Source organism: Stenotrophomonas sp. YJH_SMC_110, from assembly GCF_059369255.1.
The window spans coordinates 609,021-634,655 of sequence record NZ_JCAFSM010000001.1; the positions used below are offsets into that span (position 1 = coordinate 609,021).

23 protein-coding genes and 2 riboswitches are annotated in these 25,635 nt (G+C 68.0%); of the genes, 10 read left to right on the forward strand and 13 right to left on the reverse strand.

Annotated features, from left to right (window positions below; genetic code table 11):
- Nucleotides 1-62 precede the first annotated feature (62 nt).
- The gene (locus tag AC5P6H_RS02670) at nucleotides 63-326 is read right to left on the reverse strand and encodes a GIY-YIG nuclease family protein (RefSeq protein ID WP_049439283.1); all 264 of its coding nucleotides are present in this window, start codon (nucleotides 324-326) and stop codon (nucleotides 63-65) included.
- Between the two features lie 40 nt (nucleotides 327-366).
- A riboswitch (glycine riboswitch) is annotated at nucleotides 367-456 on the forward strand.
- A gap of 13 nt (nucleotides 457-469) precedes the next feature.
- A riboswitch (glycine riboswitch) is annotated at nucleotides 470-575 on the forward strand.
- 82 nt (nucleotides 576-657) lie between these two features.
- Between AC5P6H_RS02670 and AC5P6H_RS02675 the strand changes: the two genes are divergently transcribed.
- Nucleotides 658-1,275: a trimeric intracellular cation channel family protein gene (locus AC5P6H_RS02675; RefSeq protein WP_005411215.1), complete on the forward strand. Its 618-nt coding sequence runs from the start codon at nucleotides 658-660 to the stop codon at nucleotides 1,273-1,275.
- A gap of 262 nt (nucleotides 1,276-1,537) precedes the next feature.
- On the opposite strand, the gene AC5P6H_RS02680 is transcribed toward AC5P6H_RS02675, so the two are convergent.
- From AC5P6H_RS02680 to AC5P6H_RS02710, 7 genes are all read right to left on the reverse strand, one after another.
- The gene (locus AC5P6H_RS02680) at nucleotides 1,538-2,611 is read right to left on the reverse strand and encodes a 3-deoxy-7-phosphoheptulonate synthase (RefSeq protein ID WP_495202299.1); all 1,074 of its coding nucleotides are present in this window, start codon (nucleotides 2,609-2,611) and stop codon (nucleotides 1,538-1,540) included.
- A 294-nt stretch (nucleotides 2,612-2,905) separates the two neighbouring features.
- Nucleotides 2,906-3,163 (reverse strand): hypothetical protein, encoded by a 258-nt coding sequence (locus tag AC5P6H_RS02685; protein WP_014648585.1) that lies wholly within the window; start codon nucleotides 3,161-3,163, stop codon nucleotides 2,906-2,908.
- Between the two features lie 90 nt (nucleotides 3,164-3,253).
- On the reverse strand, nucleotides 3,254-3,592 hold the full coding sequence (locus AC5P6H_RS02690; RefSeq protein ID WP_046432768.1) for a DUF6616 family protein: 339 nt from the start codon (nucleotides 3,590-3,592) through the stop codon (nucleotides 3,254-3,256).
- A gap of 48 nt (nucleotides 3,593-3,640) precedes the next feature.
- Nucleotides 3,641-4,381, reverse strand: coding sequence for a DNA alkylation repair protein (locus AC5P6H_RS02695; RefSeq protein WP_495202300.1), 741 nt, complete (start codon nucleotides 4,379-4,381; stop codon nucleotides 3,641-3,643).
- Nucleotides 4,378-4,878 carry a MarR family winged helix-turn-helix transcriptional regulator gene (locus AC5P6H_RS02700; RefSeq protein WP_032958244.1) on the reverse strand — a complete coding sequence of 167 codons (501 nt, stop codon included), beginning with the start codon at nucleotides 4,876-4,878 and terminating at the stop codon, nucleotides 4,378-4,380. The genes AC5P6H_RS02695 and AC5P6H_RS02700 overlap by 4 nt, the downstream gene beginning before the upstream one ends.
- A 72-nt stretch (nucleotides 4,879-4,950) precedes the next feature.
- Nucleotides 4,951-6,249 (reverse strand): sensor histidine kinase, encoded by a 1,299-nt coding sequence (locus AC5P6H_RS02705; RefSeq protein WP_014648589.1) that lies wholly within the window; start codon nucleotides 6,247-6,249, stop codon nucleotides 4,951-4,953.
- 32 nt (nucleotides 6,250-6,281) lie between these two features.
- Nucleotides 6,282-6,989 (reverse strand): response regulator transcription factor, encoded by a 708-nt coding sequence (locus tag AC5P6H_RS02710; RefSeq protein WP_014648590.1) that lies wholly within the window; start codon nucleotides 6,987-6,989, stop codon nucleotides 6,282-6,284.
- 106 nt (nucleotides 6,990-7,095) lie between these two features.
- Here AC5P6H_RS02710 and AC5P6H_RS02715 point away from each other — a divergent pair, with 106 nt between their 5' ends.
- Nucleotides 7,096-8,025 carry a retropepsin-like aspartic protease gene (locus tag AC5P6H_RS02715; protein WP_046432775.1) on the forward strand — a complete coding sequence of 310 codons (930 nt, stop codon included), beginning with the start codon at nucleotides 7,096-7,098 and terminating at the stop codon, nucleotides 8,023-8,025.
- A 67-nt stretch (nucleotides 8,026-8,092) separates the two neighbouring features.
- Entirely contained in the window at nucleotides 8,093-9,256 is a 1,164-nt protein-coding gene (locus AC5P6H_RS02720) for a serine hydrolase domain-containing protein (RefSeq protein ID WP_049439294.1), read from the forward strand.
- An 88-nt stretch (nucleotides 9,257-9,344) separates the two neighbouring features.
- Here AC5P6H_RS02720 and AC5P6H_RS02725 read toward each other — a convergent pair whose 3' ends face one another.
- From AC5P6H_RS02725 to AC5P6H_RS02735, 3 genes are all read right to left on the reverse strand, one after another.
- Nucleotides 9,345-9,956, reverse strand: coding sequence for a DUF6445 family protein (locus AC5P6H_RS02725; RefSeq protein ID WP_495202301.1), 612 nt, complete (start codon nucleotides 9,954-9,956; stop codon nucleotides 9,345-9,347).
- Nucleotides 9,957-10,089: 133 nt separating this feature from the next.
- The gene (gene groL / locus AC5P6H_RS02730) at nucleotides 10,090-11,739 is read right to left on the reverse strand and encodes a chaperonin GroEL (RefSeq protein ID WP_005411226.1); all 1,650 of its coding nucleotides are present in this window, start codon (nucleotides 11,737-11,739) and stop codon (nucleotides 10,090-10,092) included.
- Between the two features lie 81 nt (nucleotides 11,740-11,820).
- Entirely contained in the window at nucleotides 11,821-12,108 is a 288-nt protein-coding gene (locus tag AC5P6H_RS02735; protein WP_005411227.1) for a co-chaperone GroES, read from the reverse strand.
- 311 nt (nucleotides 12,109-12,419) lie between these two features.
- On the opposite strand from AC5P6H_RS02735, the gene AC5P6H_RS02740 reads away from it, so the two are divergent.
- From AC5P6H_RS02740 to AC5P6H_RS02760, 5 genes are all read left to right on the forward strand, one after another.
- The gene (locus AC5P6H_RS02740; RefSeq protein ID WP_014648594.1) at nucleotides 12,420-14,210 is read left to right on the forward strand and encodes an endonuclease; all 1,791 of its coding nucleotides are present in this window, start codon (nucleotides 12,420-12,422) and stop codon (nucleotides 14,208-14,210) included.
- Nucleotides 14,211-14,278: 68 nt separating this feature from the next.
- A complete protein-coding gene (cutA, locus tag AC5P6H_RS02745; RefSeq protein ID WP_014648595.1) occupies nucleotides 14,279-14,617 on the forward strand; it encodes a divalent-cation tolerance protein CutA in 339 nt (112 codons plus the stop codon).
- On the forward strand, nucleotides 14,614-16,995 hold the full coding sequence (locus AC5P6H_RS02750) for a protein-disulfide reductase DsbD family protein (RefSeq protein ID WP_053494579.1): 2,382 nt from the start codon (nucleotides 14,614-14,616) through the stop codon (nucleotides 16,993-16,995). Before cutA ends, AC5P6H_RS02750 begins: the two co-directional genes overlap by 4 nt.
- On the forward strand, nucleotides 16,992-17,555 hold the full coding sequence (locus AC5P6H_RS02755) for a TlpA family protein disulfide reductase (protein ID WP_495202302.1): 564 nt from the start codon (nucleotides 16,992-16,994) through the stop codon (nucleotides 17,553-17,555). The genes AC5P6H_RS02750 and AC5P6H_RS02755 overlap by 4 nt, the downstream gene beginning before the upstream one ends.
- Nucleotides 17,556-18,185: 630 nt before the next feature.
- Nucleotides 18,186-20,708 (forward strand): PepSY domain-containing protein, encoded by a 2,523-nt coding sequence (locus tag AC5P6H_RS02760; protein ID WP_049439303.1) that lies wholly within the window; start codon nucleotides 18,186-18,188, stop codon nucleotides 20,706-20,708.
- Between the two features lie 92 nt (nucleotides 20,709-20,800).
- Here the strand turns inward: AC5P6H_RS02760 and AC5P6H_RS02765 are convergent, their stop codons facing one another.
- Entirely contained in the window at nucleotides 20,801-23,338 is a 2,538-nt protein-coding gene (locus AC5P6H_RS02765) for a methyl-accepting chemotaxis protein (RefSeq protein ID WP_346601334.1), read from the reverse strand.
- 203 nt (nucleotides 23,339-23,541) lie between these two features.
- On the opposite strand from AC5P6H_RS02765, the gene AC5P6H_RS02770 reads away from it, so the two are divergent.
- Nucleotides 23,542-24,381, forward strand: coding sequence for an arylamine N-acetyltransferase family protein (locus tag AC5P6H_RS02770; protein ID WP_495202303.1), 840 nt, complete (start codon nucleotides 23,542-23,544; stop codon nucleotides 24,379-24,381).
- Between the two features lie 65 nt (nucleotides 24,382-24,446).
- Here AC5P6H_RS02770 and AC5P6H_RS02775 read toward each other — a convergent pair whose 3' ends face one another.
- Nucleotides 24,447-24,818 carry a VOC family protein gene (locus AC5P6H_RS02775; RefSeq protein ID WP_401729225.1) on the reverse strand — a complete coding sequence of 124 codons (372 nt, stop codon included), beginning with the start codon at nucleotides 24,816-24,818 and terminating at the stop codon, nucleotides 24,447-24,449.
- A gap of 82 nt (nucleotides 24,819-24,900) precedes the next feature.
- On the opposite strand from AC5P6H_RS02775, the gene AC5P6H_RS02780 reads away from it, so the two are divergent.
- Nucleotides 24,901-25,617, forward strand: a complete 717-nt coding sequence (locus tag AC5P6H_RS02780) for a transporter substrate-binding domain-containing protein (RefSeq protein ID WP_495202304.1) — start codon at nucleotides 24,901-24,903, stop codon at nucleotides 25,615-25,617.
- Nucleotides 25,618-25,635 lie beyond the last annotated feature (18 nt).

Here is a 25,635-nt window from a genome sequence, read left to right on the forward strand (position 1 = left end):
ATCTACTGTAGAGCCGAGCCCGTGCTCGGCCATGCCAGCAGCAGCCGAGCATGGGCTCGGCTCTACAGAAGCGTCTGCAGCCAGGCCAGCTTGCGTTCGCGGGGCTGCTGCTTGAGTTGCCACTCGGCCCGCGAGGCCGCGGCCCGGTCCGGGTATTCGCGCACGGCCAGCACGCGCAGCGGCGGCCGGGCCCGGGTGTAGCGCGCGCCCTTGCCGGCCTGGTGGGCGGCGAAACGCGCCTCCACATCGGTGCTGATGCCGGCGTAATAGCTGCCATCGCGGCATTCGAGCAGGTACAGGAACCACGGGCGGACGGACGGGGCCATGCCTGGATTATGCCGTGCTGCACTGCAGCGGATATACTGGCACCCGAATGCAGGAGAGAGGCGCCGCGCTGGCGCCCGCCGAAGGCGCAGGCTCCCATGATCGCTCAGGCCGGTGGGCTGGAATCCCACCAACCATGCATTCGACTCGCCGAGCTGGAGAGAGGTCACCGGGCATGCCCGGGACGATCCGCCGAAGGGGCACGCGGCCCATGCCGCTGAACTCTCAGGCAAAAGGACAGCGGGAGCGGCACCGGTCATCGTCATCCCGTCATTGCGCAGGCAGTGGCGGCGGTCGCGCATGGCCGGCCCCACCGCGCCCGGAGCCTGTCCCATGCTGCTGTCCATCATCTACCTGATCGCCATTTCCGCCGAAGCCATGACCGGCGCACTGTCCGCCGGCCGCCGCCGCATGGACCTGTTCGGCGTGGTCATGATCGCCTGCGTCACCGCCCTCGGTGGCGGCTCGCTGCGCGACATCCTGCTCGGCCACTATCCGCTGGGCTGGGTGAAGCATCCCGAGTACCTGGGCTTCACCGTATGCGCGGCGCTGATCGCCACCTGGGTGGCGCGCTGGATGCACCACTTCCGCCGCACCTTCCTGGTGCTCGATGGCCTGGGCCTGATCGCCTTCACCCTGATCGGCTGCTCGATCGCGCGCGAAGCCGGCCATGCAATGCCGATCGTGCTGATCGCCGGCATGCTGACCGGCGCGTTCGGCGGGGTGCTGCGCGACATCCTCTGCAACGAGGTGCCACTCATCTTCCAGAAGGAGCTGTACGCGATCATCGCGCTGCTGACCGGCGCGGCCTATCTGTTGCTGCTGCACTGGGGCGTGGCCGATGCCACCGCGATCCTGTGCTGCCTCGGCGGCGGCTTCGCGTTGCGCCTGCTGGCGATCCACTACCGCTGGGAAATGCCGAAGTTCGTGTACCACGACGAAGTGCATTGAGCCTCTTCGTAAAGTCGAGCCATGCTCGACTGCTCTTTGCAGGAAACCAACGCGCTTCGCGCGCAGGTCGGGCATGGCTCGACGCTACAGGAAGCGGTATCACCACCCCGGCGATGTACCTGGCGCTGTCGCTCATGCGCAGCGCCAGGCGCATCGCCGGTGCAGATGGGCCGGCCTCCAACTCCGACCGGCCCTGATCGCGGCCGCACCCCCGCAGGCGCTGGCCGCCATCCACACACGTGCCGCACTCAGGCGGCTTCGATCAGGCTGCTTCGGACACCTTCACGTCGCGACGGGCGCGCACGGCCGCAGCCAGACGCTCCAGCACCGTCACGGTGGTGTCCCAGTCGATGCAGCCATCGGTGATGCTCTGCCCGTAAACCAGCGGCTGGCCGTCCACCAGTTCCTGGCGGCCACCGACCAGATGGCTCTCGATCATCACGCCAACGATACGCTGTTCGCCGTCTTCCAGCTGAACAGCAATGTCCTCGATCACCTTCGGCTGGTTCTCGGGGTTTTTCAGGCTGTTGGCGTGGCTGGCGTCGATCATCAGGCGCGTCGGCAGCTTGGCCTTGGCCAGCACCTGGCAGGCGTCGGCGACGCTGCCGGCGTCGTAGTTCGGCTGCTTGCCGCCACGCAGGATCACATGGCAATCCGGATTGCCGGTGGTCGACACGATGGCGGTGCCGCCCTGCTTGGTGACCGACAGGAAGTGATGCGGATTGGACGCCGCACCCACCGCGTCAGCGGCGATCTTGACGTTGCCATCGGTGCCGTTCTTGAAGCCGACCGGGCACGACAGCCCCGAGGCAAGCTCACGATGCACCTGGCTTTCGGTCGTACGCGCGCCGATCGCGCCCCACGCCACCAGGTCGGCGATGTACTGCGGCGAGATCACATCGAGGAATTCGACACCGGCCGGCAGGCCGAGCTTGTTGATGTCGCGCAGCAGGCCGCGGGCAATGCGCAGGCCCTTGTCGATCCTGAAGCTGCCGTCCAGGTCCGGGTCGTTGATCAGGCCCTTCCAGCCCACCGTGGTGCGCGGCTTCTCGAAGTACACGCGCATGACGATTTCCAGTTCGCCGGCCAGCGCGTCGCGCAGCGGCTTCAGGCGCTGGGCGTATTCGATGGCGGCCTTCGGGTCGTGGATCGAGCACGGGCCCACCACCACTGCCAGGCGGTCGTCACGGCCGTGCAGGATCTGGTGCAGGGCCGCGCGCGAGGCGCTGACGGTGTCGGAGGCTTCATCGTCACAGGGCAGCATCGCCAGCAGCTGGGCAGGCGGTGTCAGCGGTTCGATGGTGCGGATGCGCAGGTCGTCGGTGTGCGGGGGCATTGCAGGAGATCTCCGGAACGTTGGGGTCCCCAGCGTGGCGGCATGAAAAAAGCCGCCAGGTTCGCTGGCGGCTTTCGGGAATGCGTCTGAAGCTTTCTTCAGGGTGAGCGCAGTCCTTCCTCCGCCAGTGGCTTCGGAAAGTAATACCAGTAAAAGCGGGTGGCGGCTGCGTTCATGGGGTGTATTGATAGCACAGCTTTTGCGCAGTGCAAAATGTTTCATCCGCAACCGCGGGTGCGGTTCAGCGAGGCGCGCGCCGGCGCTGCCCACGCGGCAGCAGCCACGCAAAGCTGCTCATTTGCCATGCACTTCCACGTCCAGCAACAGGCCTTCGTGGATGTCGGCCCAGCGCTCCAGCACGCGGTCCAGCTCCTGCCTGGCCTCGTCCAGCTGCTCGGGATTGAGCAGGGAACGGGTGGTGTAGAGGTCGGAAACCAACCGCCGCAGGGCCGCCTCCGGGATGGCCACCGACGGCCCTTCCCGCCCCGGCAACTGCAATGCCGGGCTGTCGCCAAGCGGGCCGAACAGCGTGACCTGGAGCGTGCTCTGCATGATCAACTTCCCTGCGGATGGACATGGGCAATGTCCTGTTTACCGCGTCCGGGTGACAGGCGCATGTGCCATGCGCGTCCGGAGACGCTGCTACAAGGCGGCCAGGTCGGCAAGGTGCTGCCCCATCCCATCGTCTGCGCCGACGGCGTTGATGGTGGCGAAGTACTGATGCCAACCGGTGGCGGCAATGCCGGCCACCAGCGCATCGGCGTCCGCGCGGCTTGCACAGCGCCAGACCGCATAGAACTGCTCATCGCTGCCGTGCTGTACGCCCCTGGCAATGCGGCCCATCGCCAGCAGTGTGATGCGGACTGGATCGAACTGCTGCATGCCTGCACCGATACGGGCGAAGAAGGCATTCCGCTGCTCGGGCTGGAGCGTGGTCCAGGCGGGGGTGGCGGTGTAGAGCTCGATGAAGGTGTGCGACATGCTGCTTCTTCCTTGAAGGTTTGGGGGGTTGCCGGCCAGCGGCCGGCACTACCGGAGCGAGCGCATGGCGCGTTTGCGGATGTAGGCATTGGCATCACCAGGGTGCTGCTGTTGCCAGCGCGCGCACAGCGCACGCACCCACTGCGGCTGTGTCTTGCCGGCATCATTGAGCCAGTTGCCGACCGAGTCCTGCACATAGCGCTCCGGGTCGTCGGCGAGTGCCTCCAGCATCGCCTCTGCAAGTTCCGGCTGCCGCTTGAACAGCGCGACATGTGTGGCCCACACGCCGCGCGGGCGCAGCGCTTCGCAGGCGAAGCGGCGCAGGTACGGCGATCCTTCCTGCGTCCATGGTTGCAGGTACTCCAGCGCCTGCAGTGGTGCGGCAACAATGTCGGCACGCAGCGCCAGCCACGCCCATTCGCGCACGCCGAAGTGCGGGTCGTCAGCCAGTGGCCGCATCGCCTGCAGCTTGGCCGGCAGCGTCGCGTCGGCGTCGCCGCCGATCAGGTAGCAGGCCCAGCCACGCACCGTGTCTGACGTATGCGCCTGCCAGCGCGCAGGCTCCCCCTGTCCGGCTTCGTGCAGCAACCGCGCCGCCAGCGCCATGCGCTGGGTGATGCCCTTGCCTGAGGCGTCGCGCATGCATTGCAGCGATTCCGGCTCAAGGGCAGGCGCCACCACCTGCAGCAGCGCGGTGAAATCCACGGCCAGGCATTCGGCCAGATGGGTGGCAGCAGCGCTGCCACTGTTGAGTGCATGCAGCCTTTGCGCAGGAACGGGCGTGCTCATGCTGCCGATTCCCGCCCACCGTCCGTGTGCTGCCAGACCTTGTGCAGCAGCTGCGACAGCTGCTGCTGTTCACCCGCATCCAGGCCGTCGAACAGGCCGCTGATCCATTGCGTGTGCTGCTCGAACAACGACTCGGCCAAGCGCTTTCCCGGTGCGGTCAATACGATCTGCAGACGGCGGCCATCCCCGTCATCGCTGCGACGCTGCAGCAGGCCTTCACGCTGCAGGCCATCGAGCAGGCCGCTGATGGTGGCACGGGTCACGCCGGCACGCTCGGCCAGCAGGTGCGGCGGCAGCGTGCCACCGGCCCCGTGCAGCAGGAACAGCACGATGAAGCGGCCCTCGCTGAGCCCATGCGGTGCCAGCCGCGCGGCGCAGTCGCGATCGATCGACGAGGACAACGAGAGCAGCTGGAAGCACAGGCGCAGTTGCGCGATGTTGGCGTGGCCGCGTCGCTGCGATTCCTCCAGCAGGGCCTGATGCTTGGCTTCGATCATCTCACGAACACGATATGGTTAGGCGCCTAATCATATCACCGGATAGCCGCTACCTGTAAATCACAGCCGATATCAGGGGAGCTTTCCCAGCAGCAGGCGCGCGATCAGCCCGCCGCCCTCGCGGTGCAGCAGCTGCAGTTCGCCTGCGTGACGCCTGGCCACGTTGGCGGCCATGGCCAGTCCCAGCCCGGTCCCACCGGTAGCGCGACTGCGCGAGCTTTCGCTGCGCTGGAACGGTTGCAGCAGGCGGACACGATCAGCTTCGGCGATGCCCGGCCCGCGATCCATCACATCCAGCTGCACCCCATGTCCCCACACGGCGACATGCAGCTCCACGGCGCCCGCGTAACGCTCGGCGTTGTCGATGAGATTGTCGACCGCGCGCCGGAGCAGCAGCGCATCGCCATGCCACGGCAGCGTATCCGGGCACTGAAGCGAAATGTCGACCCCGCGCAGCAGCGCCCCTTGCAGGCATTCCTGCAGCAGGGCAGCCAGATCCAGCGAGCGCATCTGCAAGGGCTGCAGCTCGCCGCGTGCATAGTCCAGCACCTGCTCGATCATCGCGTCCATGCGTTCGATGTCCGCCACCATCCGGGCGGCCTGTGGTGCGGGAGCGAACTCGGCGCGCAGGCGCAGGCCGGTCAGGGGCGTGCGCAGGTCATGCGCCACTGCCGCCAGCATATGGGTCATGTCCTGTGCCTGGACCCGCAGGCGTTCGCGACCGGTGCTGATCGCGGCGGCCAGCATCTGCACTTCGCGTGGGCCATCGTCGGGCAATGGCGACTCGGCCTGCAGGTCGACGCGTGCGCTCGCTTCGGCCAGGCGCCGCAGCGGGCGCCCCAACCGGATCGACGCCCACGCCGCCAACGGCGCCAGCAGGATCGCACCGCCCAACAGGGCGAGCATCACCTGGCGGCGCCAGGCCGCCAGGTCACTATGGTCGCTGCCGACCACCCGCCAGCGGCCGTCGGCCTGGCGCATCCCCAGTTCAAACGGCGGCCACTGCATCGCGGTCAGCAGCGCGGCCTGTGATTTCAGCACGCCAGCACGACCGGAGGCGTCCAGTACCGCGCCACCCTCGATGACCTGCACATCGGGCGCCCTGCCCTGCCCCGTCCATGCCAGGCGTACATCCTCGGCCGGCATGCCCATCTGCGCGGCCGCCAGCTGCGCGAGCCAGTCGCTGGCGCTACCTTGGGGGGGCGCGTCCTGCGTCGCCCTGCGCAATCCCAGTGACGCCGGCGCCTGTTCCCCACGCAGTACCTGCATCGCATGGTCCAGCCGCATCGGTGGCGGCGCGGGCCGGGGCATCCAACCCACCACTGCAACGCTGGCCAGGGTTGCCAGCAGCAGGCTGGCCAGCGCCAGCATCGCGATCCAGCGAGTGGTCGACCACCGGCTGCTCACAGCACCTGTACCTCAGCGTCGAAGCGATACCCTTCCCCGCGCAGTGTCTGCACGAGGGCTTCTGCCCCGGACGCGGCCTGCCCGAGCTTGCGGCGCAGGCGGCTGATCGCGAGGTCAATGGCACGGTCCACGCTGTCACTGGCTTCTCCGCGACTCAACTGCAGCAGCTGCTCACGCCCCAGCACCCGCCCGGGACGTTCGGCCAGCGCCAGCAACAGGGAAAACTCGCCACGACTCAGCACCAGCTCGGCACCGTCCGGTGCGAACAGGCGACGCTGGTCGGGCAGCAATCGCCAGCCATCAAACCGCAGTTCGCTGGCCACCTGCGTGCGCAGCTTGTCCTGACGGCGCAGCAGTGCGCGTACCCGCGCCAGCAGTTCACGCGGATCAAAGGGTTTGGCCAGGTAGTCGTCCGCGCCCATCTCCAGGCCGATCACGCGGTCCGGTGCAGCCCCCATCGCCGACAGCATCAGGATCGGGATCGCCCTCGCCTGCAGCCTGCGGCAGACCGACAGCCCATCCTCACCGGGCATCATCCAGTCGAGGATGATCAGGTCCGGTCGTTCGGCCTGCAGCAGCACGTCCAGTGCCGCCGCATCCGCCGCCAGGCGTACCTGGTAGCCGTGCAGCAGCAGGTGGTCGGCGATGGCGTCGCGGATGCTGGCATCGTCGTCGACGACGATGACACGGATGGGAGTACTCATTCGGACAGTATCCAGCACCTGTGTATCAGGACGGTATCAACGCCGATATTCCGGCGATACGCCGCCGTGCGCCAATGGTCACCCACGATCACTGCGGAGTCTTCCCTTGCGCCTCTTCCTGTTGCCCCTGTTCGCCGCTCCCTTGCCTGCGCTCGCCTCCAACGCCGCCGCGCACATCCTGCCGATGTGGATGCAGGGCGGTCATCCGGCGGTGGCCGTCTCGCTGGACGGGCGCGCCGAACCGCTGCGCTTCGTGGTCGACAGTGCCGCGGGGGCAACGCTGGTCGATGCCCGCGTCGTGCGGCGCTATGGCCTGGAGGATGCGGATGCAGAGGTATCACAGGCGCAAGGGGCGAGTGCAGCTTCGGCGCGGTTGCAGCGCATGCGCAGCACGTCCTGGCAGCTGGGCAGCTGGCAGCTGCAGGCCCAAGCCATGAACGTCGATCTGTCATCGTTGCCGAAGGATGATGATCCAGCCATCGACGGCTTGATCGGCAACGATCTGACCGGGCGCTGGGACACCCGTTGGGACTTCGGCCGCAATCAACTGGCGCTGTGGACACCCGGCGGATTGAACCTGGAAGGACCGGGTTGCCAGCCCAATGCGCTGCCCGGCCGCACTGGCGGCCTGCGCCAGTTCGGCTTCATCACGCTTGCACTGGGCGCGCCTGCGGTGGACGCCATCGCCGTGGTCGACACCGGTGCCGCACAGACCGTCCTCAACGCCGAAGCCGCCCGCGCACTGGGGCTGCGCACCGACGGCAGCGACGCGCGGGTGCGGGTGCGTGAAAAGGGCACCGAAGGCCTGGGCGGCGGCAAGCAGGCAACCTGGCTGTACACCCTGCCCGGCATGACCGGCGGCGGCTGGCAGCACCCGTCGATGGAGGTCCGCATCAGCGAACTGCCGGTGTTCAAGGCGATCGGCCTGGAGGGCCGGCCGGCGCTGATCCTCGGTGCCGATGCAATGCGCGGCGGCCAGGTGGACATCGGTGCCGGCGCGGCGCGGATCTGCCTGCGCCGGCCGCAGGCCGGCTGACATCTGGCGATGACGCCAGCGGCAGCCCGGCGTAGCATCACCGTGCGCCCCACCAGGAGTTCCACGCATGTGCCGTGCCACCCTGATGTTGCTGACGCTGCTCCCGCTGGCGGTACTGGCCGCGCCGCCACCCGTGCCCTCGCCCACTCGCATCGATGCCGAAGCACGGCGGCTGATGCAGGCGGCCCATGCGCGCGGGATGGCGCTGGCGGTGATCGATGACGGCAAGGTGGTGCATGTGGCCGCCTACGGTGAACGCAACGCCGCAGGCGAGCCGCTGCGCACCGACACCGTGATGTATGCCGCATCGCTCACCAAGATGGCCTTCGGCCACCTGGTCGCACAGCTGGCGCAGGACGGGGTGATCGATCTGGATGCCAGCATCGCCACAGCTCTGGACGTGCCGCTGCCAGACTACCCGCCCGAACCGAAAAAGTACGCCGACTACAGCGTGCTGGCGAGTGATGCACGCTGGCGCCGGCTCACGCCCCGAAAGCTGCTGAATCACGCCAGCGGCTTTGCCAACTTCGGCTTTCTCGAACCGGATGGCCGGTTGAAGTTCCACTTCGAGCCCGGCAGCCGCTACGGCTATTCCGGCGAGGGCCTGATCCTGCTGCAGTTCGTGATCGAACGTGGGCGACTGGGCGAGGATGTGGGTGCGTTGATGCAGCAGCGCGTGTTCGATCGCTTCGGCATGGCGCGCACCAGCATGTCGTGGCGCGCGGATTTCGCCGGCAACCTGGCCGATGGCTGGACCGTCGAAGGCAATACAGAGCCGCACGATCAACGCAGCCGTGTGCGGGCGGCAGGATCGATGGATACCACCATCACCGACATGGCCCACTTCGCCGCCGGTTATGTGCGCGGCGATGGGCTGTCTGCGGCAATGCGCAGGGAACTGGTGCGGCCGCAGCTGCCGATCACCACCGCCAGCCAGTTCCCAACGCTGCAGCCGGAGCTGCCCGTTGCGCAGCAGCACCGGGATCTGGCCGCGGGCCTGGGCGTGGTGACCTTCCGTGGCCCCCAGGGTGCAGGCTTCTACAAGGGCGGCCACGACGATGCGGTCGGCAACACCCTGGTGTGCATCGAGCGGCACAAACGCTGCGTGGTGATCCTGGGCAACGATGTACGGGCCGAGGCCACCTTCCCGGCACTGGTGGCGTTCGTGCTGGGTGATACCGGCGTGCCATGGCAGTGGGAGTACGGCGCGGCGAAGGCCTTCATCGAATGACGGTGCGATGATCCCTGGGCGGGGAGTGCGGATGGGAGCAACCATGCATGGCGTGTGGATCCACCTCACGCGTGGATGCCTGATCCGCTCAGCGCGCCTGCTCGAAGAACATCAGGTACACCAGCCGGCCATTCTCCTGGCGGTCGCCGAACGCTGGCCCGGCGGTATGCCAGAACCAGGGCCGCAGCAGCACCAGCCGGTTGAAACGCATCGGGATGCGCATGGTCATTTCCCACTGGCTGTCGTCGTTGCTGTCGCGCTCGATGATGTCACGATGCATGTCGCCGCCGTTGGCATAGCCCAATGCGGCCAGCTCCGCTGCATCCAGGGCCATGCGCTCGGTGCCGGTACGGCGGTGGCGGAAGAACTCGGTGCCGCCCTCGCAGTGCTCCGGTGCACTCAGGTAGAGGATGCCCGACCAGTGCGAGTGATCGGCGTGCACCTTGGCGCGGCCGGTGTCACCGGCCAGGGTAAGGCGGAACTTGCCGTGCGACTGCAGTGGGTTGACCGGCCGCAGCGGTTCGTTGACCAGCCGCGAGACCGCGCCGGACAGCCCATCCAGTTCCAGCCGCTGCTGCGAATTGCGGCCGGGGAATGCACCCTCCTGCACCGGATAGGTCAGGCCCAGCGCCGCCTGGCGCAGCCCCTGCGCATCGGCAGGAGAAAGGAAGTCGTCGACGACGATGAAGGAGGTAGGCATGGCCACCGAGCGTAGCGATGCGCTGCTGCGGCGGCAACCGGGCAACGAAAAACCCCGCCTTGCGGCGGGGTTCTTCCTTGCATCGGGAGGGCGTGCCGACCAGGGTCGGCAACGACCGCCGGGGGACGTGGACTTAGAAGTCCATGCCGCCCATGCCACCCATGCCGCCCATGCCACCGGCGCCACCCATGGCCGGCTCGTCCTTCTTCGGAGCTTCGGCAACCATGGCTTCGGTGGTGATCATCAGGCCAGCGATCGAGGCGGCGTTCTGCAGCGCCGAACGGGTCACCTTGGTCGGGTCCAGGATGCCGAACTGCAGCATGTCGCCGAACTCGCCGGTGGCGGCGTTGTAACCGAAGCTGCCGGTGCCTTCCTTGACCTTGTTGATGATGACCGACGGCTCGTCACCGGCGTTGGCCACGATCTCGCGCAGCGGGGCTTCCATCGCACGCAGGGCGATCTGGATGCCGTGGTTCTGGTCTTCGTTGGCGCCCTTCAGGCCGGCCAGCGCGGTGATCGCGCGGACCAGGGCAACGCCGCCGCCCGGAACCACGCCTTCTTCAACGGCCGCACGGGTCGCGTGCAGGGCGTCGTCGACGCGATCCTTCTTTTCCTTCATTTCGATTTCGGTCGAGGCGCCGACCTTGATCACGGCAACACCGCCGGCCAGCTTGGCCACGCGTTCCTGCAGCTTCTCGCGGTCGTAATCCGAGGAGGTGTCCTGGATCTGGGTCTTGATCTGCGCCACGCGTGCATCAACGTTGGCCTTGTCGCCGACGCCGTCAATGATGGTGGTGTTCTCCTTGGAGACCTGCACCTTCTTGGCGCGGCCCAGGTCCTTTATGGTGGCCTTCTCCAGCGACAGGCCGACTTCTTCGGAGATCACGGTGCCGCCGGTCAGCACGGCCATGTCTTCCAGCATCGCCTTGCGACGGTCGCCGAAGCCCGGGGCCTTGACGGCCACGACCTTGACGATGCCACGGATGGTGTTGACCACCAGGGTGGCCAGCGCTTCGCCTTCGACTTCCTCGGCCACGATCAGCAGCGGCTTGCCGGCCTTGGCGACGCCTTCCAGCACCGGCAGCAGGTCACGGACGTTGGAGATCTTCTTGTCGTGCAGCAGGATGAACGGGTCATCCAGGTCAGCGGTCTGCGACTGCTGGTTGTTGATGAAGTACGGCGACAGGTAGCCGCGGTCGAACTGCATGCCCTTGACCACGTCCAGCTCGTTGTCCAGGCCCGAGCCTTCTTCAACGGTGATGACGCCTTCCTTGCCGACTTCCTTCATCGCGTCAGCGATGATCTGGCCGATCGACTCGTCCGAGTTGGCCGAGATGGTACCGACCTGGGCGATCGCCTTGTCGTCGGCGGTCGGCTTGGAGATGTTCTTCAGCTCGGCGACGGCGGCCGAGACGGCCTTGTCGATACCGCGCTTGAGGTCCATCGGGTTCATGCCGGCGGCAACGGCCTTGGCGCCTTCGCGGATCAGGGCCTGGGCCAGCACGGTGGCGGTGGTGGTGCCGTCGCCGGCATCGTCGTTGGTGCGCGAAGCAACTTCCTTCACCATCTGCGCGCCCATGTTCTCGAACTTGTCAGCCAGTTCGATCTCCTTGGCGACGGAGACGCCGTCCTTGGTGATGGTCGGCGCGCCGAAGCTCTTTTCCAGCACGACGTTGCGGCCCTTCGGGCCCAGGGTGGCCTTGACGGCATTGGCGAGAACGTTGACGCCGCGCACCATGCGCGAACGGGCGTCTTCACCGAAACGAATATCCTTGGCAGCCATTGCATTTACCTCATTGGTAGCGCCGGACGATGCCCGGCGGCTGGGAGTTTGGGATCAGGTTGAAACAGGTCGCGCCGGGGCTCAGCCGATGACGGCGAGCACGTCGTCTTCGCGCAGGACCTTGTATTCGACGCCTTCGCTCTTGTACGAGCTGCCGGCGTACTGGCCGTAGATGACCTTGTCGCCGACCTTCAGCGACGGCGCGCGCACGTTGCCGTTGTCCAGCGGCTTGCCGGGGCCGACGGCCACGACCTCACCCTTGGTGGACTTTTCCTTGGCCGAGTCGGGGATGACGATGCCACCGGCGGAGATTTCGTCGGCTTCGATCGGCTTGACCACAACGCGGTCGTGCAGCGGCTTGATGCTCATAGGAGACCTCTTAAGTGATTGATTGGTCTAAAAAAGTCCGGCGATGTTAGCACTCACCCCAAGCGAGTGCCAGAACCGCACGTGAAGAAACCCGACAACGTCGGGAGCAGGGCAGAGATGGAGCCCCGCCGCCCCCTTTCAAGGGCGGAATGAAAAAATTTTTCCGCCCGCGCGCCTCGGCCAAGGCGTCGGTCTTGGACAATTTCGGTGACAAGCGTCGCACTGTCAGATATCTGACGTTCATTTACGACAAAGTGTCACTGGATCGGCCTTAGGCTCGGTCAGGCATTCCCAATCACAAGGAGTAGTCGATGCGATTGCTGTCCCCGCTTGCCGCCGCCTGCCTGCTGGCACTGGCCGCCGCGCCGGCCCAGGCCGAGGTTTTCATCAACGAACTGCACTACGACGACAGCACCGCCGCCGGTGACGTCGGCGAAGCCATCGAAGTGGTCGCCACCGCCGGCGAGGACCTGTCCGGCTACCGCCTCTACCTCTACAACGGCAGCAATCCTTCGGCGGCCGCGGTCTACGCCAACAACCCGGTCCCGGCCGGCACCGCCGCCGGCTGCGGCAGCGCGACCATCGCCGTGGTCAACTACCCGACCAACGGCATCCAGAACGGCCCCAACGACGGCATCGCCCTGGTCGATGCCAGCGGCAAGGTGGTCCAGTTCCTCAGCTACGAGGGCGCCATCACCGCCTCCGGTGGCCCTGCCGCCGGCATGACCAGCCAGAACATCCCGGTGGCCGAGACCAACAGCACGGCCGCGGGCACCTCGCTGCAGCTGACCGGCAGCGGCAGCCAGTACACCCACTTCACCTGGGCCGAGTCGGCCAGGCAGACCTTCGGCAGCTGCAACAACGGCCAGACCTTCAGTGGCGGCGGAACCCCGGGCCCGAACACACCGCCGTCGGTCTCCACCACCACCCCGGCGCAGGGCAGCAGCACCTTCCCGGCCGCCGCCGACCTGGAAGTGGTGTTCAGCGAGACGGTGAACCTGGCCAGTGGCGCCTTCGCCCTGAGCTGCGGCACCTCCGGCAGCGTGCCGTTGACCTTCCCGGCCAGCGGCCGCAGCGTGAAGCTGTCCACCAACACTGCGCTGGTGGCCGGTGAGGCCTGCCGCTTCGACATCCGCGCCGCGCGCATCACCGACCTGCAGGGCGCGCACCCGGCCGCCGACAGCCGCATCGCCTTCACCGTGGCCAGCACCGGCGGCAATCCGGACCCGGGCAACCCGGGCGTGCCGGCCGGCTATTACTCCAAGGTCAACACCAGCAGCCCCAGCCAGCTGCGCTGCTCGCTGCATGCCACCATCAAGGGCCACACCGCCTACCCTTACAGCGGCTCGGGCACCAGTACCTGGACCATTCTGGAAATCGCCGACGAGGATCCGAACAATTCCGGCAGGATCCTCGATGCATATCGCAACCACAGCTACGCCAAGGTGACCGATCGCGCCGGCAGTGGCAGTGGCCTGAAGTACAACCGCGAGCACACCTGGCCGAACTCGCTGGGCTTTGCCACCACCACCGGTGACAAGGGCCTGCCGTACGCGCCGTATACCGACACCCACATGCTGTACCTGACCGACGCGCAGTGGAACGCCGACCGTGGCAACAAGCCGTTCGGCAAGTGCGACGCCAACTGCGGCGAGCGCGCCACCGAGGCCAACAACGGCCAGGGCGGCGGCAGCGGCGGCTATCCGGGCAACTCCAACTGGGTGCGCACGCCGGACGGCAACACCGGCACCTTCGAGGTGTGGGGCAAGCGCAAGGGCGACATGGCGCGTGCGGTGATGTACATGGCGATCCGTTACGAGGGCGGCAAGGATGCGGCCACCGGCCAGTCCGAGCCGGACCTGGAGCTGACCGACGACCGCAGCAAAATCGTCAAGACCAGCAGTTCGCCGGCCTACATGGGCCTGCTGTCCACGCTGATCGACTGGCACCTGTCCGATCCGCCGGATGATGCCGAGCGTGCGCGCAATGACGTGATCTACAGCTTCCAGGGCAACCGCAACCCGTTCATCGACCACCCCGAGTGGGCAACCCCGGCCCTGTTCACCTCGGCCAAGCCGGCCACCTGCCAGCTGGCCAACTGACCGCGCAACGCAGCGGTCCACTGCCGCCGCCGGGCCCTGACCCGGCGGCGGCCCTATACTCGGCGGTCATGTCGACCGTCGATCCCGTCCTGCTGCTGTTGACCACCTGCCCGGACCGGGCCAGTGCCGAGCGCATCGCGCACGCGCTGGTCGGCGAGCGCCTGGCGGCATGCGTGACCCGCCTCGATGGCGCGCAGTCGACTTACCGCTGGCAGGGGGAGGTGACCACCGACGCCGAACTGCAGCTGCTGGTGAAAACCACCGCGAGCCGCGTCGATGACGCAATTGCCCGGATCGTCGCACTGCATCCGTATGAACTCCCGGAGTGCATCGCGGTCGAAACCCGGGCCGGCCTGCCGGCGTATCTGGACTGGATCCGGGCACAGACCCGGGAGGACACTGATTGAAGACTCTGTTTGCGCGCGGCGCCGCCTTGTGCGCCCTGTTGTGGCTCTCGCTGCCGGCCTTCGCGCTGGATGAGAAGGACCTGCTGCCGGTGGACCAGGCGTTCGCGCTGACCGCCAGTGCCCCCGAACGGGGCCAGGTGCAACTGCAGTTCAAGATCGCACCGGGCTATTACCTTTATCGCCACCGCACCAGCGTCAAGGCCGACCCGGCCTTCAATGCCGGCGCGCTGCAGATGCCCAAGGGCGACAAGCACCACGACGATTTCTTCGGCGAAGTCGAGACCTATCGCGAGCGCCTGCAGGCCACCCTGCCCGGCACGCCGTCCGAGGCTGCCGGCACCATCAGCCTGGAAGTGCGTTACCAGGGCTGCGCCGATGCCGGTGTCTGCTACCCGCCGCAGAAGCGCGTGGTGCAGGTCACCCTGCCGGGCGCCGGTGCGGCGGCGGCGGTGCCTGCCGCGCGTGCCGGTGCGGCCAACCCGTTCAACAACCCGCTGGCCGGTGCCGGCAACAGCGGTGGCCTGCGCCTGCCGGGCGCGGCCAACAACAGCCAGGCCCTGCCGCTGCCGTCGGAACAGGCGTTCGGCTTCGATGCCATCGCCAGTGACGGCAACACCCTGCTGCTGCGCTTCAGCCCAGCGCCCGGCTATTACCTGTATCGCGACCGCACCTCGCTGAAGCTGGAAGGCAGCGCCGGCGTGCTGGCCGGCAAGCCGCGCTGGCCAGCCGCGCAATCGCATCGCGACGAGCACTTCGGCGATGTCTCGGTCTACTTCAACCAGGTGGAAGTGCCGCTGCCGCTGCGCCGCACTGTCACTGATGCCGTCGACAGCACCTTGGTGGTGACCTTCCAGGGCTGCCAGACCGATGGCATCTGCTACCCGCCGATGACCCGCCGGGTGAAGCTGTCGATTCCCGCTGGCAAGCTGTCCGCCAGCATTGACCAGGCGCCAGCGCGCAACGAGGTGATCAGCCCGCTGCCCGCCGCCGGCGTGCCACGTGAATCCGCCAACGGCGCACCGTTGCGCCTGCTGCCGACCGTCCCCAACGACGGCATTGCCACTCCCGCCGCCAGCGGCAGTGAGGGTGCGCGCAATGAGTTCGCCGCCGACGCGCGCGATGGCAACGCACTGCGCACGCGCCCACCGGCGACAACCCCGAACCCGGACCGTTCGTTCGTGTGGGTGCTGCTGCTGGCGCTGGCCGGTGGCCTGGTGCTGAACCTGATGCCCTGCGTGCTGCCGATCCTGTCGCTGAAGGTGCTGAGCCTGGCGCAGAGTGGCGAAAGCCCTGAGCGGGCACGCAGCCATGCCCTCTGGTACACGCTGGGCGTGCTGGTCGCGTTCGCGGTGATCGGCGCGCTGATGGTGGGCCTGCGCGCGATCGGCAACGCCGTCGGCATCGGCTTCCAGCTGCAGCACCCGGGCGTGGTGGCGGCGCTGGCCTACATCATGTTCGCGGTGGGCCTGAGCCTGTCCGGCGTGTTTACCCTCGGCGGTGGCATCGGCAACCTCGGCCAGTCGCTGGCCAGCCGCAGCGGGCCGGCCGGCGATTTCTTCACCGGTGCGTTGGCCTGCCTGGTCGGCAGCGCCTGCGTCGGCCCGTTCATGGGCGGGGCGATCGCCTACGCGTTCATTGCCCCGCCGCTGAAGGCGATGACCGTATTCCTGTTCCTCGGCCTGGGCCTTGCGCTGCCGTTCCTGCTGATCGGCTTCGTGCCAGCGCTGGCACGCCGCCTGCCCAAGCCCGGCCCGTGGATGGAAACGCTCAAGCACGTGCTGGCCTTCCCGATGTATGCCACCGCGCTGTGGCTGCTGTGGGTGCTGGGCAAACAGCGCGGCGTGGACGGCATGGCACTGGTGCTGGGTGGCCTGCTGCTGTTCGCCTTCGGCCTGTGGCTGTTCGAGCGCAATCGCTGGACCGGCTCGCGTGCGGTGACCCTGCTCGGCGTGCTGCTGGCGATCGGCGCGCTGGTTCCTGCCTGGGGCGTGACCCAGCTGGCACCACCGGCGCGGGCCGCACAGGCCGCCAGCGAGAACGTGGTCGAGTATTCGCCGCAGTTGCTGGACCGCCTGCGTGCGGACAACCGCGTGGTGTTCGTCAACATGACTGCCGACTGGTGCGTGAGCTGCAAGGCCAATGAACGTGCCGTGCTGTCGCGGCCGGAGTTCAAGGAACTGCTCAAGCGCACCAACGCGGTGTACATGCGCGGTGACTACACCAACGTCGACCCGCAGATCACCACGTTCCTTGAAGAGCACAAGGCCGTGGGCGTGCCGCTGTACGTGGTGTACGGCCCGGGTGCGCCGCCGACCGTGCTGCCGACCCTGTTGACCCAGGCGGTGGTCGAGGAAGCGCTGCTGCGCACCGCACGATGAAGTGGCAACGGCCAGCGCTGCTGTGGACAGCGGTGCTGGCCGCCGGCCTCGGCCTGTGGGCCGGGCATCGATTGGCACCGGGACCGGTGGCGCTTGAGGCCGTGCCGGCGGCACCTGCTGTGGCGGCTGCGGCACCTGCCCTGCAGGTCGGCGACAGCCTGCCCGCGCTGTCGCTGCCCGATCTTGAAGGCCGGCCGCTGGACCTGCGCCAGCACGCTGGCGGTCGCCCGCTGTTGATCAATGTCTGGGCCAGCTGGTGCGTGCCCTGCGTGGAAGAAATGCCCGAACTGGCGCGTTTCGCACATATCCAGGGCGAGCACGGTGTGCAGGTGCTGGGACTGGCGCTGGATACGCCGGAAGACGTGCGCGGTTTCCTGCAGCGGGTACCGGTGGATTATCCGATCGTGATCGAAACCCCGGGGCCGCTTGATGCCAGCGTGCAGCTGGGCAATACACAGGGCCTGCTGCCCTACAGCGTGCTGTTCGATGCACAGGGGCGGCGGGTGAAGGCAAAGCTGGGACCGTTCGCCCACGGCGAGATCGACAGCTGGGTGAAGTGAGGGTGTTTTTGCAGGGCTTGCAGCCCTGCACCCTGCTCAATGCAACGGCAACAGCCAAAGCGGGCTTTCCGTGGGATGGCGGGGCGCTGTGGCTGTGCAGGACACGCCGTAAACCCGTCCGTGGGGGCTCGATGGCGCCATCCATGGCGCCAACGGTCCTGCACAGCCACACCGCCCCACCTTCGACAGATTCCGGCGGCTGTTGGTAGGTGTCGACCTTGGTCGACACATCTATCGATATTCAGAACGGAATCAGACCCCGTGCCGACCAACGGTCGGCACCCACCAAAGCAGAACCTCGTTCCGACAGATCGCAGGAACTGCCGAAGGCGGGGTGGGTCCGGTTGAGGGGGTGTCCGCGGCATGGATGCCGCGGCCAAGGCTACAGGGACGTACTTGCGCCGTCCCCCGCAACCGGACCCGCCCCGCTTCCTCACAGGAAACCCGCTGTTGCTTCGGCTGTTGCTTCTGAGGTTGCCGGCCAGGCCGGCACTACCGCGGGTGCCGGGCGCAGCCCGGCCGGCAACCCCTGCTTGACCGCAGGCAGGGCGCCACGGAGAATTCCGCGACTAATTCTCATTTGCTGTTGCGCAGGATGCGGGCGGCAGCCTTCCTGGCCCTCCTCCTTCGATGTTCAAGAACGTCCTGTTCCAACTTCATTGGCTGCTGGGCATTACCGCCGGTGCCGTCCTGGCCCTGATGGGCCTCAGCGGCGCCATGCTGTCCTTCGAGGACGAGCTGCTGCGCGCGGCCAATCCTGGCTTCGCTGAGATCGCCGAGCACCATGCGGACGGCCAGCATCCCCTTGCACTCAGCGAACTGGTGCCGTTGCTGCAGGCTGGCAGCGAGCGCCCCCTGCAACGCCTGCGCGTGGATGCGACCGGACAGCGGCCGTCGGTCGCGCGCTTTGCCGGCGGCAAGGAACACTGGGTGTACTTCGATCCGTACAGCGGCGAGCGCTTCAGCGCCCTGCGCGGGCAGGCATTCTTCGACGTCGTCGAGGACCTGCATCGCCACCTCGCTGCCGGTGAGCGCGGCAAGTGGATCACCGGCAGCTGTGCAATCGCGCTGCTGTTCTTCACCCTGTCCGGTCTCTACCTGCGCTGGCCACGACGCTGGTGGCACTGGCGCAGCTGGCTGGCGGTGGAGTGGACGCGCAGCGGCCGAGGCTTCCTGTGGAGCCTGCACTCGGTGGTCGGCACCTGGGTGCTGCTGATCTACCTGATGAGTGCGCTGACCGGCCTGTGGTGGTCGTTTGACTGGTACCGCAACGCGGCCAACACGCTGCTCGGTGTGGCGCCGGCGGCAAAGCACACGGTTGCCGCCGACGCGGCACTGGACGTCCATCGCATCGAGGCCACGCTGTACGCGCTACCCGGCGTGCGCACCGGCTTCATCGACCTGCGCCTGCCGGAGAAGCCGGGGCAGGCGCTGAACGTGCGGGTGATGGCCGGTGATCCGTCGCAGCGCGGCGGCCACCACGACCGTGCGCATGACCTGCTGCAGCTCGATCCGGCCAGTGGCGCGGTTCTCGATGCCCGCCCGTACGCACGCCAGGGCGCGGGCGGACAGCTGGCCACCAGCGTGTTCGCGCTGCATTCGGGCAGCTACTTCGGTGTGCCCGGGCGCGTGGTGGTGATGCTCAGCAGCCTGGGCATGAGCCTGTTCTTCATCACCGGCTGGATGCTGTACCTGGACCGCCGCCGCAGCCAGCGTGCAGCGCGAGGGCTGCGCCGCGCGCTGCCGGCCACGACCACCGATGGCCGTGGTCCGCCGTGGCTGGTGGTGCATGCCAGCCAGAGCGGACTGGGCGAACAACTGGCGTGGCGTGCGGCCGCGCAGCTGCAGGCGTCCGGTCATGCGGTGCAGGTGCTATCGCTGGCCCGCGTCGATGCCGCGACGCTGCAGGCCACCTCCCAGGCGCTGCTCGTGCTGAGCACGTTCGGCGACGGCGAGCCACCGGATGCCACGCGCCGCGCGGCGCGGCTGCTGCTCGCACAACGCCTGGACCTGTCGCGCCTGCAGTTCGGCCTGCTCGCGCTGGGCGACCGCCAGTACCCGCATTACTGCGGCTTCGGCCGCCAGTTCGATGGCTGGCTGATCGGCAACGGCGCGCGCCCGCTGTTCGAGCGCATCGATGTCGATGCCGCTTCGGTGCCGGCATTGCGCCAATGGCAGCAGCAGCTGGGTACGCTCACCGGCATCGTCACCGATGACAGCGTGCTGCCTGCGGCTACGCAGATGCATGAGTGGCGCCTGCTCGGCCGCGACCATCTCAACCCGGGCAGCGTCGGCGGAGCCATCTGGCGTATCCGTCTTGCCGCACCGGCCGACGTGCAGTGGCAGGCGGGTGACATCCTGCACATCGCACCCCGCCACAACGCGCGGCATGCAGGTGCCGTGCTGAAGGGACACGGTCTGGATCCGCTGCAGCCCCTGCTGGTCGATGGCCATCCGCGCACGCTGCTGGCGCTGGCCAGTGAACGCGAGCTGCCCGAGGCCGATGCCGCGCTGGCGGTGCAGGATGCCTGCCTGTGGCTGGCCGGGCTGCCGCTGCTGCCCAGCCGCGAGTATTCGATCGCCTCCTGCACGGATGATGGCGTGGTGGAGCTGGTGGTGCGGCTGGTGCATGACGCCTCCGGTCGCGCCGGGTTGGGCTCGGGCTGGCTGTCGTTGCATGCACCGATCGGTGCCGGCATCGTCGCCCGCGTGCATCGCAACCCCGGTTTCCATCGCGTCAGCGGCGCGCCGATGGTGCTGATCGGCAACGGCACCGGCATCGCCGGGCTGCGCAGCCTGTTGCGCGAAGCTGCCCACGCAGGCGAGCGCGGGCACTGGCTGCTGTTCGGTGAACGCCAGCGCGCACACGACTTCCTGTTCGCCGACGAGATCGAAGCCTGGCAGGCCAATGGCCATCTCACGCGGGTGGACCTGGCGTTCTCGCGCGATGGCGAGGGTGGTTACGTGCAGGATCGCCTGCGTGCGGCCGTCGATGCGCTGCGCGACTGGATGCAGCGCGGTGCGGTGATCCATGTCTGTGGGTCGTTGCAGGGCATGGCCGAAGGCGTGGACCAGGTGCTGCGAACCGCGCTGGGTGATGAAGCGGTGGAAACGCTGCTGGAAAACGGGCGCTACCGCCGCGACGTGTATTGATTCCTGCCGCCGAACGCTGGTGTGAGCCGAGCATGGGCTCGGCTCTGCAGTGTTCGTGCAGCCGATGTAGCGCCGAGCCCACGCTCGACTGACTAGGCCGCCGCGCGCGCCTGCGGCATCGACTGCAAGCGGAACGCGCCCACGGCTTCTGCCAAGGCACGCACCTGCGCCTGCATCTGCGCCGTGGAGGCACCGGCCTCTTCCACCAGACTGGCGTTGCGCTGGGTGCTGGCTTCCATCTGCACGATGGTCTGGTTCACCTGAGCGATGCCCGCATGCTGGTCCTGCGACGCACTGCGGATACCTGCCAGCAGCTCGGCCAGCTGCTGCACGCTGCCGACGATCTCGCCCATCGTGGTGCCGGCCTGCGCGGCCTGCTGGTTGCCCTGGCCGACACGCGCCACCGAATCCTCGATCAGCCCCTTGATCTGCTTGGCCGCCTCGGCACTGCGCTGCGCCAGCAGGCGCACTTCGGCGGCCACCACGGCGAAGCTGCGGCCCTGCTCGCCGGCACGCGCCGCTTCCACCGCCGCATTGAGGGCAAGGATGTTGGTCTGGAAGGCGATGCCGTCGATCAACTGGGTGATGTCGCCGATCCGGCGCGAGGCTTCGCTGATGCCATGCATGGTCGCGACCACCTGGCCGACCGCCTCGCCACCCCGCTGGGCCACCGCCGCCGCGCCCTGCACCAGTGCATCGGCGCGGCCTGCGGCATCGGCGTTGCGGCCGACGGTATCGGTCAGCTCCTGCATCGACGCCGCGGTCTCTTCCAGGTTGGCGGCCTGCTGCTCGGTGCGCTGCGACAGATCGTGATGGCCGGCGACGATCTCGCCAACGCCGGTATCCAGGCTGGAGGTGGCCTGCTGGATGCGGGTGACGATGCGGCCCAGCTGCGCGACGGTGGCATTGGCATCGTCGCGCATGCGCGCGAACACGCCCTGCAGGTCCCCCTCCATGCGCACGCTGAGGTCGCCGCGGGCCAGCGCAGCCAGCAGTGCCTGCAGGTCACCAAGGTTGGTTTCAAAGGTGGCCAGCAGGCGATTGATGCTGGTCGACAAGGTGCGCACGAAGCCCTGCTTGCCCTCCAGCACGATACGGCCATGCAGGTCGCCGCGTGCTGCAGCATCGACCAGGGCAGCGACCTCGGTTTCCAGCAGCGTCTCCAGCGCACGACTGCGCCATTCCACCGCTACGCCGAGGAACTGCCCTTCGTCGATGATGGGGTTGGCAATCAGCTGGTAGCGCACGCCGGCATGGCCGATCTCGCGCTCCTCGCGCTGGCGCGCGCCGGCCAGGCTGGTCAGCGCCGGATGCAGGCGCACGGCATCGCTGCCCACCAGATCTTCGGCCTCGCGCTCGAGTTGCTGCAGCAGTGCCGGATTGACGTAGGCCACCCGGCCCTCGGCATCGATCACCATCAGCCCGGTCTGCGCACTGTCCAATGCCTGCCGCACACGGGTGTTGCCGCGCGCCACGGCACGCTCGGTCTCGATGCGCGCGCGCAGGCGCTGCTGCATGTCGACCAGGCGCTGCGCCAGCTGGCCGATTTCATCGTTGGCGTTGTAGACGCGCAGGGTGGTGTCGAGTCGGTCGTCGGCGATGTCGCTGGCGAAACGCAGGGTGTCCTGGATCGGCTGGCGCACCGCACGCAGCACCAGCACCAGGCTGGTGATCAACACACCGGCGACCAGCAGCAGGGTCACCGCGAACAGCACGCTCATGGTGCGTGCGCCGGCCTGCTGGCGCGCCTGTGCCTTGGCCAGCGCCGCCACCTGGGCCTGCTGGAAGACGGCCAGCGCCGGCGCCACGCCGGCGGCGGTATCCAGCAGCGATTGCGCCTCTACATCCAGGCCCACGCGGGCGGCGGTATAGCCCAGCAATGCGGCCTGATAGGCCTCCATGCCGTTACGAAGGGCATCCTGCGCATCGGTCGGCAGGCCCACCAGTGCGAGATCGAACGGCAGCTTTTCTTCGCTCGCACGGTCGGCATGGGTGGAGTCGCCATCGAGCAGCAGCAGTGCCTCCTGGCGGCGCATCTTCTGCAGGGACAACGCCAACGAAGGCCGCTGCAACGCATCCACCTGCGCCTGCAGGGCGTCGGCGGCCTGCTGCAATTGCGCGGCGAGGCCGGCATCGCCACGACCCATCTCATCGACGCGTTCGAACAGGGCGGCCACACCCTGCGAGAACGCGCCGGCGGCTTCGGTCAGTGCCCGCAGCGCCTCGCGCCGGCCGGGATCCATCGGCATCGCGCGCAGCGCCTGAAGATCGGCCTGGAGCGCCTTCTGCGTCGCCAGCAGCTGCGCGCGGTCGGCATCGTCGAAACTACGTGCATACTGGGTCTGCAGACGACGCGCCTCGGCCACCCGCGTGGCCACGCTCGCGGCCAGATCGCTGCCGTGCTGGTAGCTGGCCTGGCTGCGCGCCGCCTGCGTGCTGGCATGGCCGGTCCAGGCGTAGACGGCGGCGATCGCGATCAGGCCCAGCCCACAGACCCACAGGGTCGCCTTGAGCTTGCTGGCCACACTGAGCCGATGCGGCTGCAGCCACAGCAGCAGGCCGGGGGACGCCGAGCGCAGTGCGGCAAGCCGCATGCGCAGGGACCGGAGGTGGGGGACGACGGCCGACATGACAGGCTCCAGGCGGAAGGACGCACCTGTATCGGCGGGAAATGGCGCAACTTTAGGGCGCTCCTGGTTCACTCCCACCGATTGCTGGCGGACGCGGCCTTTGTACCCGGCACAGGCGACGGGGGGATGACACCCGCGCAATGCTTGACCTCAACCCCGGTTGGGAGAGCACAGTAGATCTCCCTCCCCCGCCCGGCGCGCGCATGACGACGCTCGATGTCCCCCGCTACCTGCAACGCCTGCAGCTGGATGCACCGCCACCGCTGACGCTGGCGGGCCTGACCCTGCTGCAGCAGCGCCACAACGCACTGCTGCCGTTCGAAACCCTCAGCTGCCTGCTGCGCGATGCAGTACCGATCGACCTGGACAGCGTGCAGCGCAAGCTGCTCGACGACCGTCGTGGCGGCTACTGCTTCGAACTCAACGGCGGCCTGCTGGCACTGCTGCAGGCGCTGGGCTTCGATGCACAGCCGTTGAGCGCGCGCGTGCTGCTGGCCGCCCAGGACGGCGAACTGACCGCACGCACCCACCTGCTGCTGCGTGTGCAGGTGGACGGCGATGACTGGCTGGTGGATGCCGGTTTCGGCAGCCTGACCCCGACCGTACCGCTGCGGCTGCATGATCCGCAGCCGCAGGCCACGCCCCACGAGCGCTTCCTGTTGCAGCGCCTGCCCGGCGAGGGGGATTTCGTGCTGTCCGCCGAGTCCGGCGATGGCTGGCGGGCGATGTATCGCTTCGACCTGCACGCGCCGGCACCGATCGACAACGTCGTGGGCAACTGGTACGTGTGCACCCATCCCGATTCCAGTTTCCCCGGCCAGCTGCGCGCATCCCTGACCGGGCCGGACTGGCGACGCACCATCGGCAGTGGCAACTACACCGAGTACCGTCCCGGCCAGGCACCGGTCAAGCGTCCGCTGCGCGATGTGGGCGACGTGCGCGAGGTGTTGCAGCAGCGCTTCGGCATGCAGCTGCCGGACGACCCACGGCTGGACCCGGCGATCAACGACTGGCTGCAGCGCTCACGCTCGGCCACGGTGTAGAGCCGGGCCGATGCTCGGATGAGCGTTGGCGGCTGGGTCAACAGCAGCCGAGCATGGGCTCGGCCCTACAGAACCACGCGCGCCTGCAGCGCAATGCGATTGCCTTCGCTGTCGGCGATCTCGGCCACGCGCCAGTCACCGGCATCGGCCGGGCCGAAGCGCAGCTCGGCCCCGGCCTGCAGCGCACGCTCGAGGCTGGCATCCAGGTCATCAACCCCGATGTAGATGCGCGCACCGTGGACGGAGGGCAGATAGTCGGCCCCCCGCACCAGCGCCATGCTGGCACCGGTGGCCTCATCGGCAAACGGCAGGTAGGCCATCCTGCAGTCGTGCAGCAGGATCGGTTCGTCCACCGCCACCTGCAGCCAGTGCTGGTAGAACGTGATGGCCCGGGCCAGGTCAGTGACCGGTATCTCGACGTGCAGGATGGGGTTCATGTCCGCAGGATAACCGGATGCTGACACTGCCTTGCAGGTCCGTACTGGCATGCTGGACCGCCCTTTCCCCGCGGAGTCCTGCATGTCCCTGGCCGATCATCGTGGTGCGCTGGCACCGCTGGGCTTCCTGCGCGTGGCCATCAACCTGGGCAATCCAGTACTGGCGCAGGGGGACGCGCGCTCACCGCGCGGGCCGTCACTGGAACTGGCCACGGCATTGGCGCAGCGCATGGGCGTGCAGGCACGCTTCACCTGCCACGACGCCGCGGCCGCGGTGGTCGCTGCAGCCAGCAAGGATGCCTGGGACCTGGCCTTCCTGGCCATCGATCCGGCGCGCGCCGGCCGCATCGCCTTCAGCGCCCCCTATGTGGAGATCGAAGGCACCTACCTGGTGCGCGAGGACAGCCCTGCGCAGCAGGTGGCCGACCTGGACCGCGATGGTCTGCGCATCGCGGTCGGTCGTGGCGCCGCCTACGACCTGTTCCTCAGCCGCGAACTGCGCCACGCCATGATCGAGCGGGCCGAGACGTCGGCCGCTGCCATCACCCTGTTCGATCTGCAGCGCCTGGATGCCGCCGCCGGCGTGCGCCAGCCGCTGGCCGCCTGGGCGCAGGCGCATCCCGGCCACCGCGTGCTGGCCGACCGTTTCACCGTGATCCAGCAGGCGGTCGCGGCGCCGGCCTCGCGCCCGGCCGATGCATTGCAGGCGCTGTTCGAGGAAGTGGAGGCGATCAAGGCAGGCTCGTTGCTGGGCGAAGCCTTCGCCCGTGCCGGGCAGGCGGTTACGTTGGTACGGTGACCGCGGGACACACGCAGT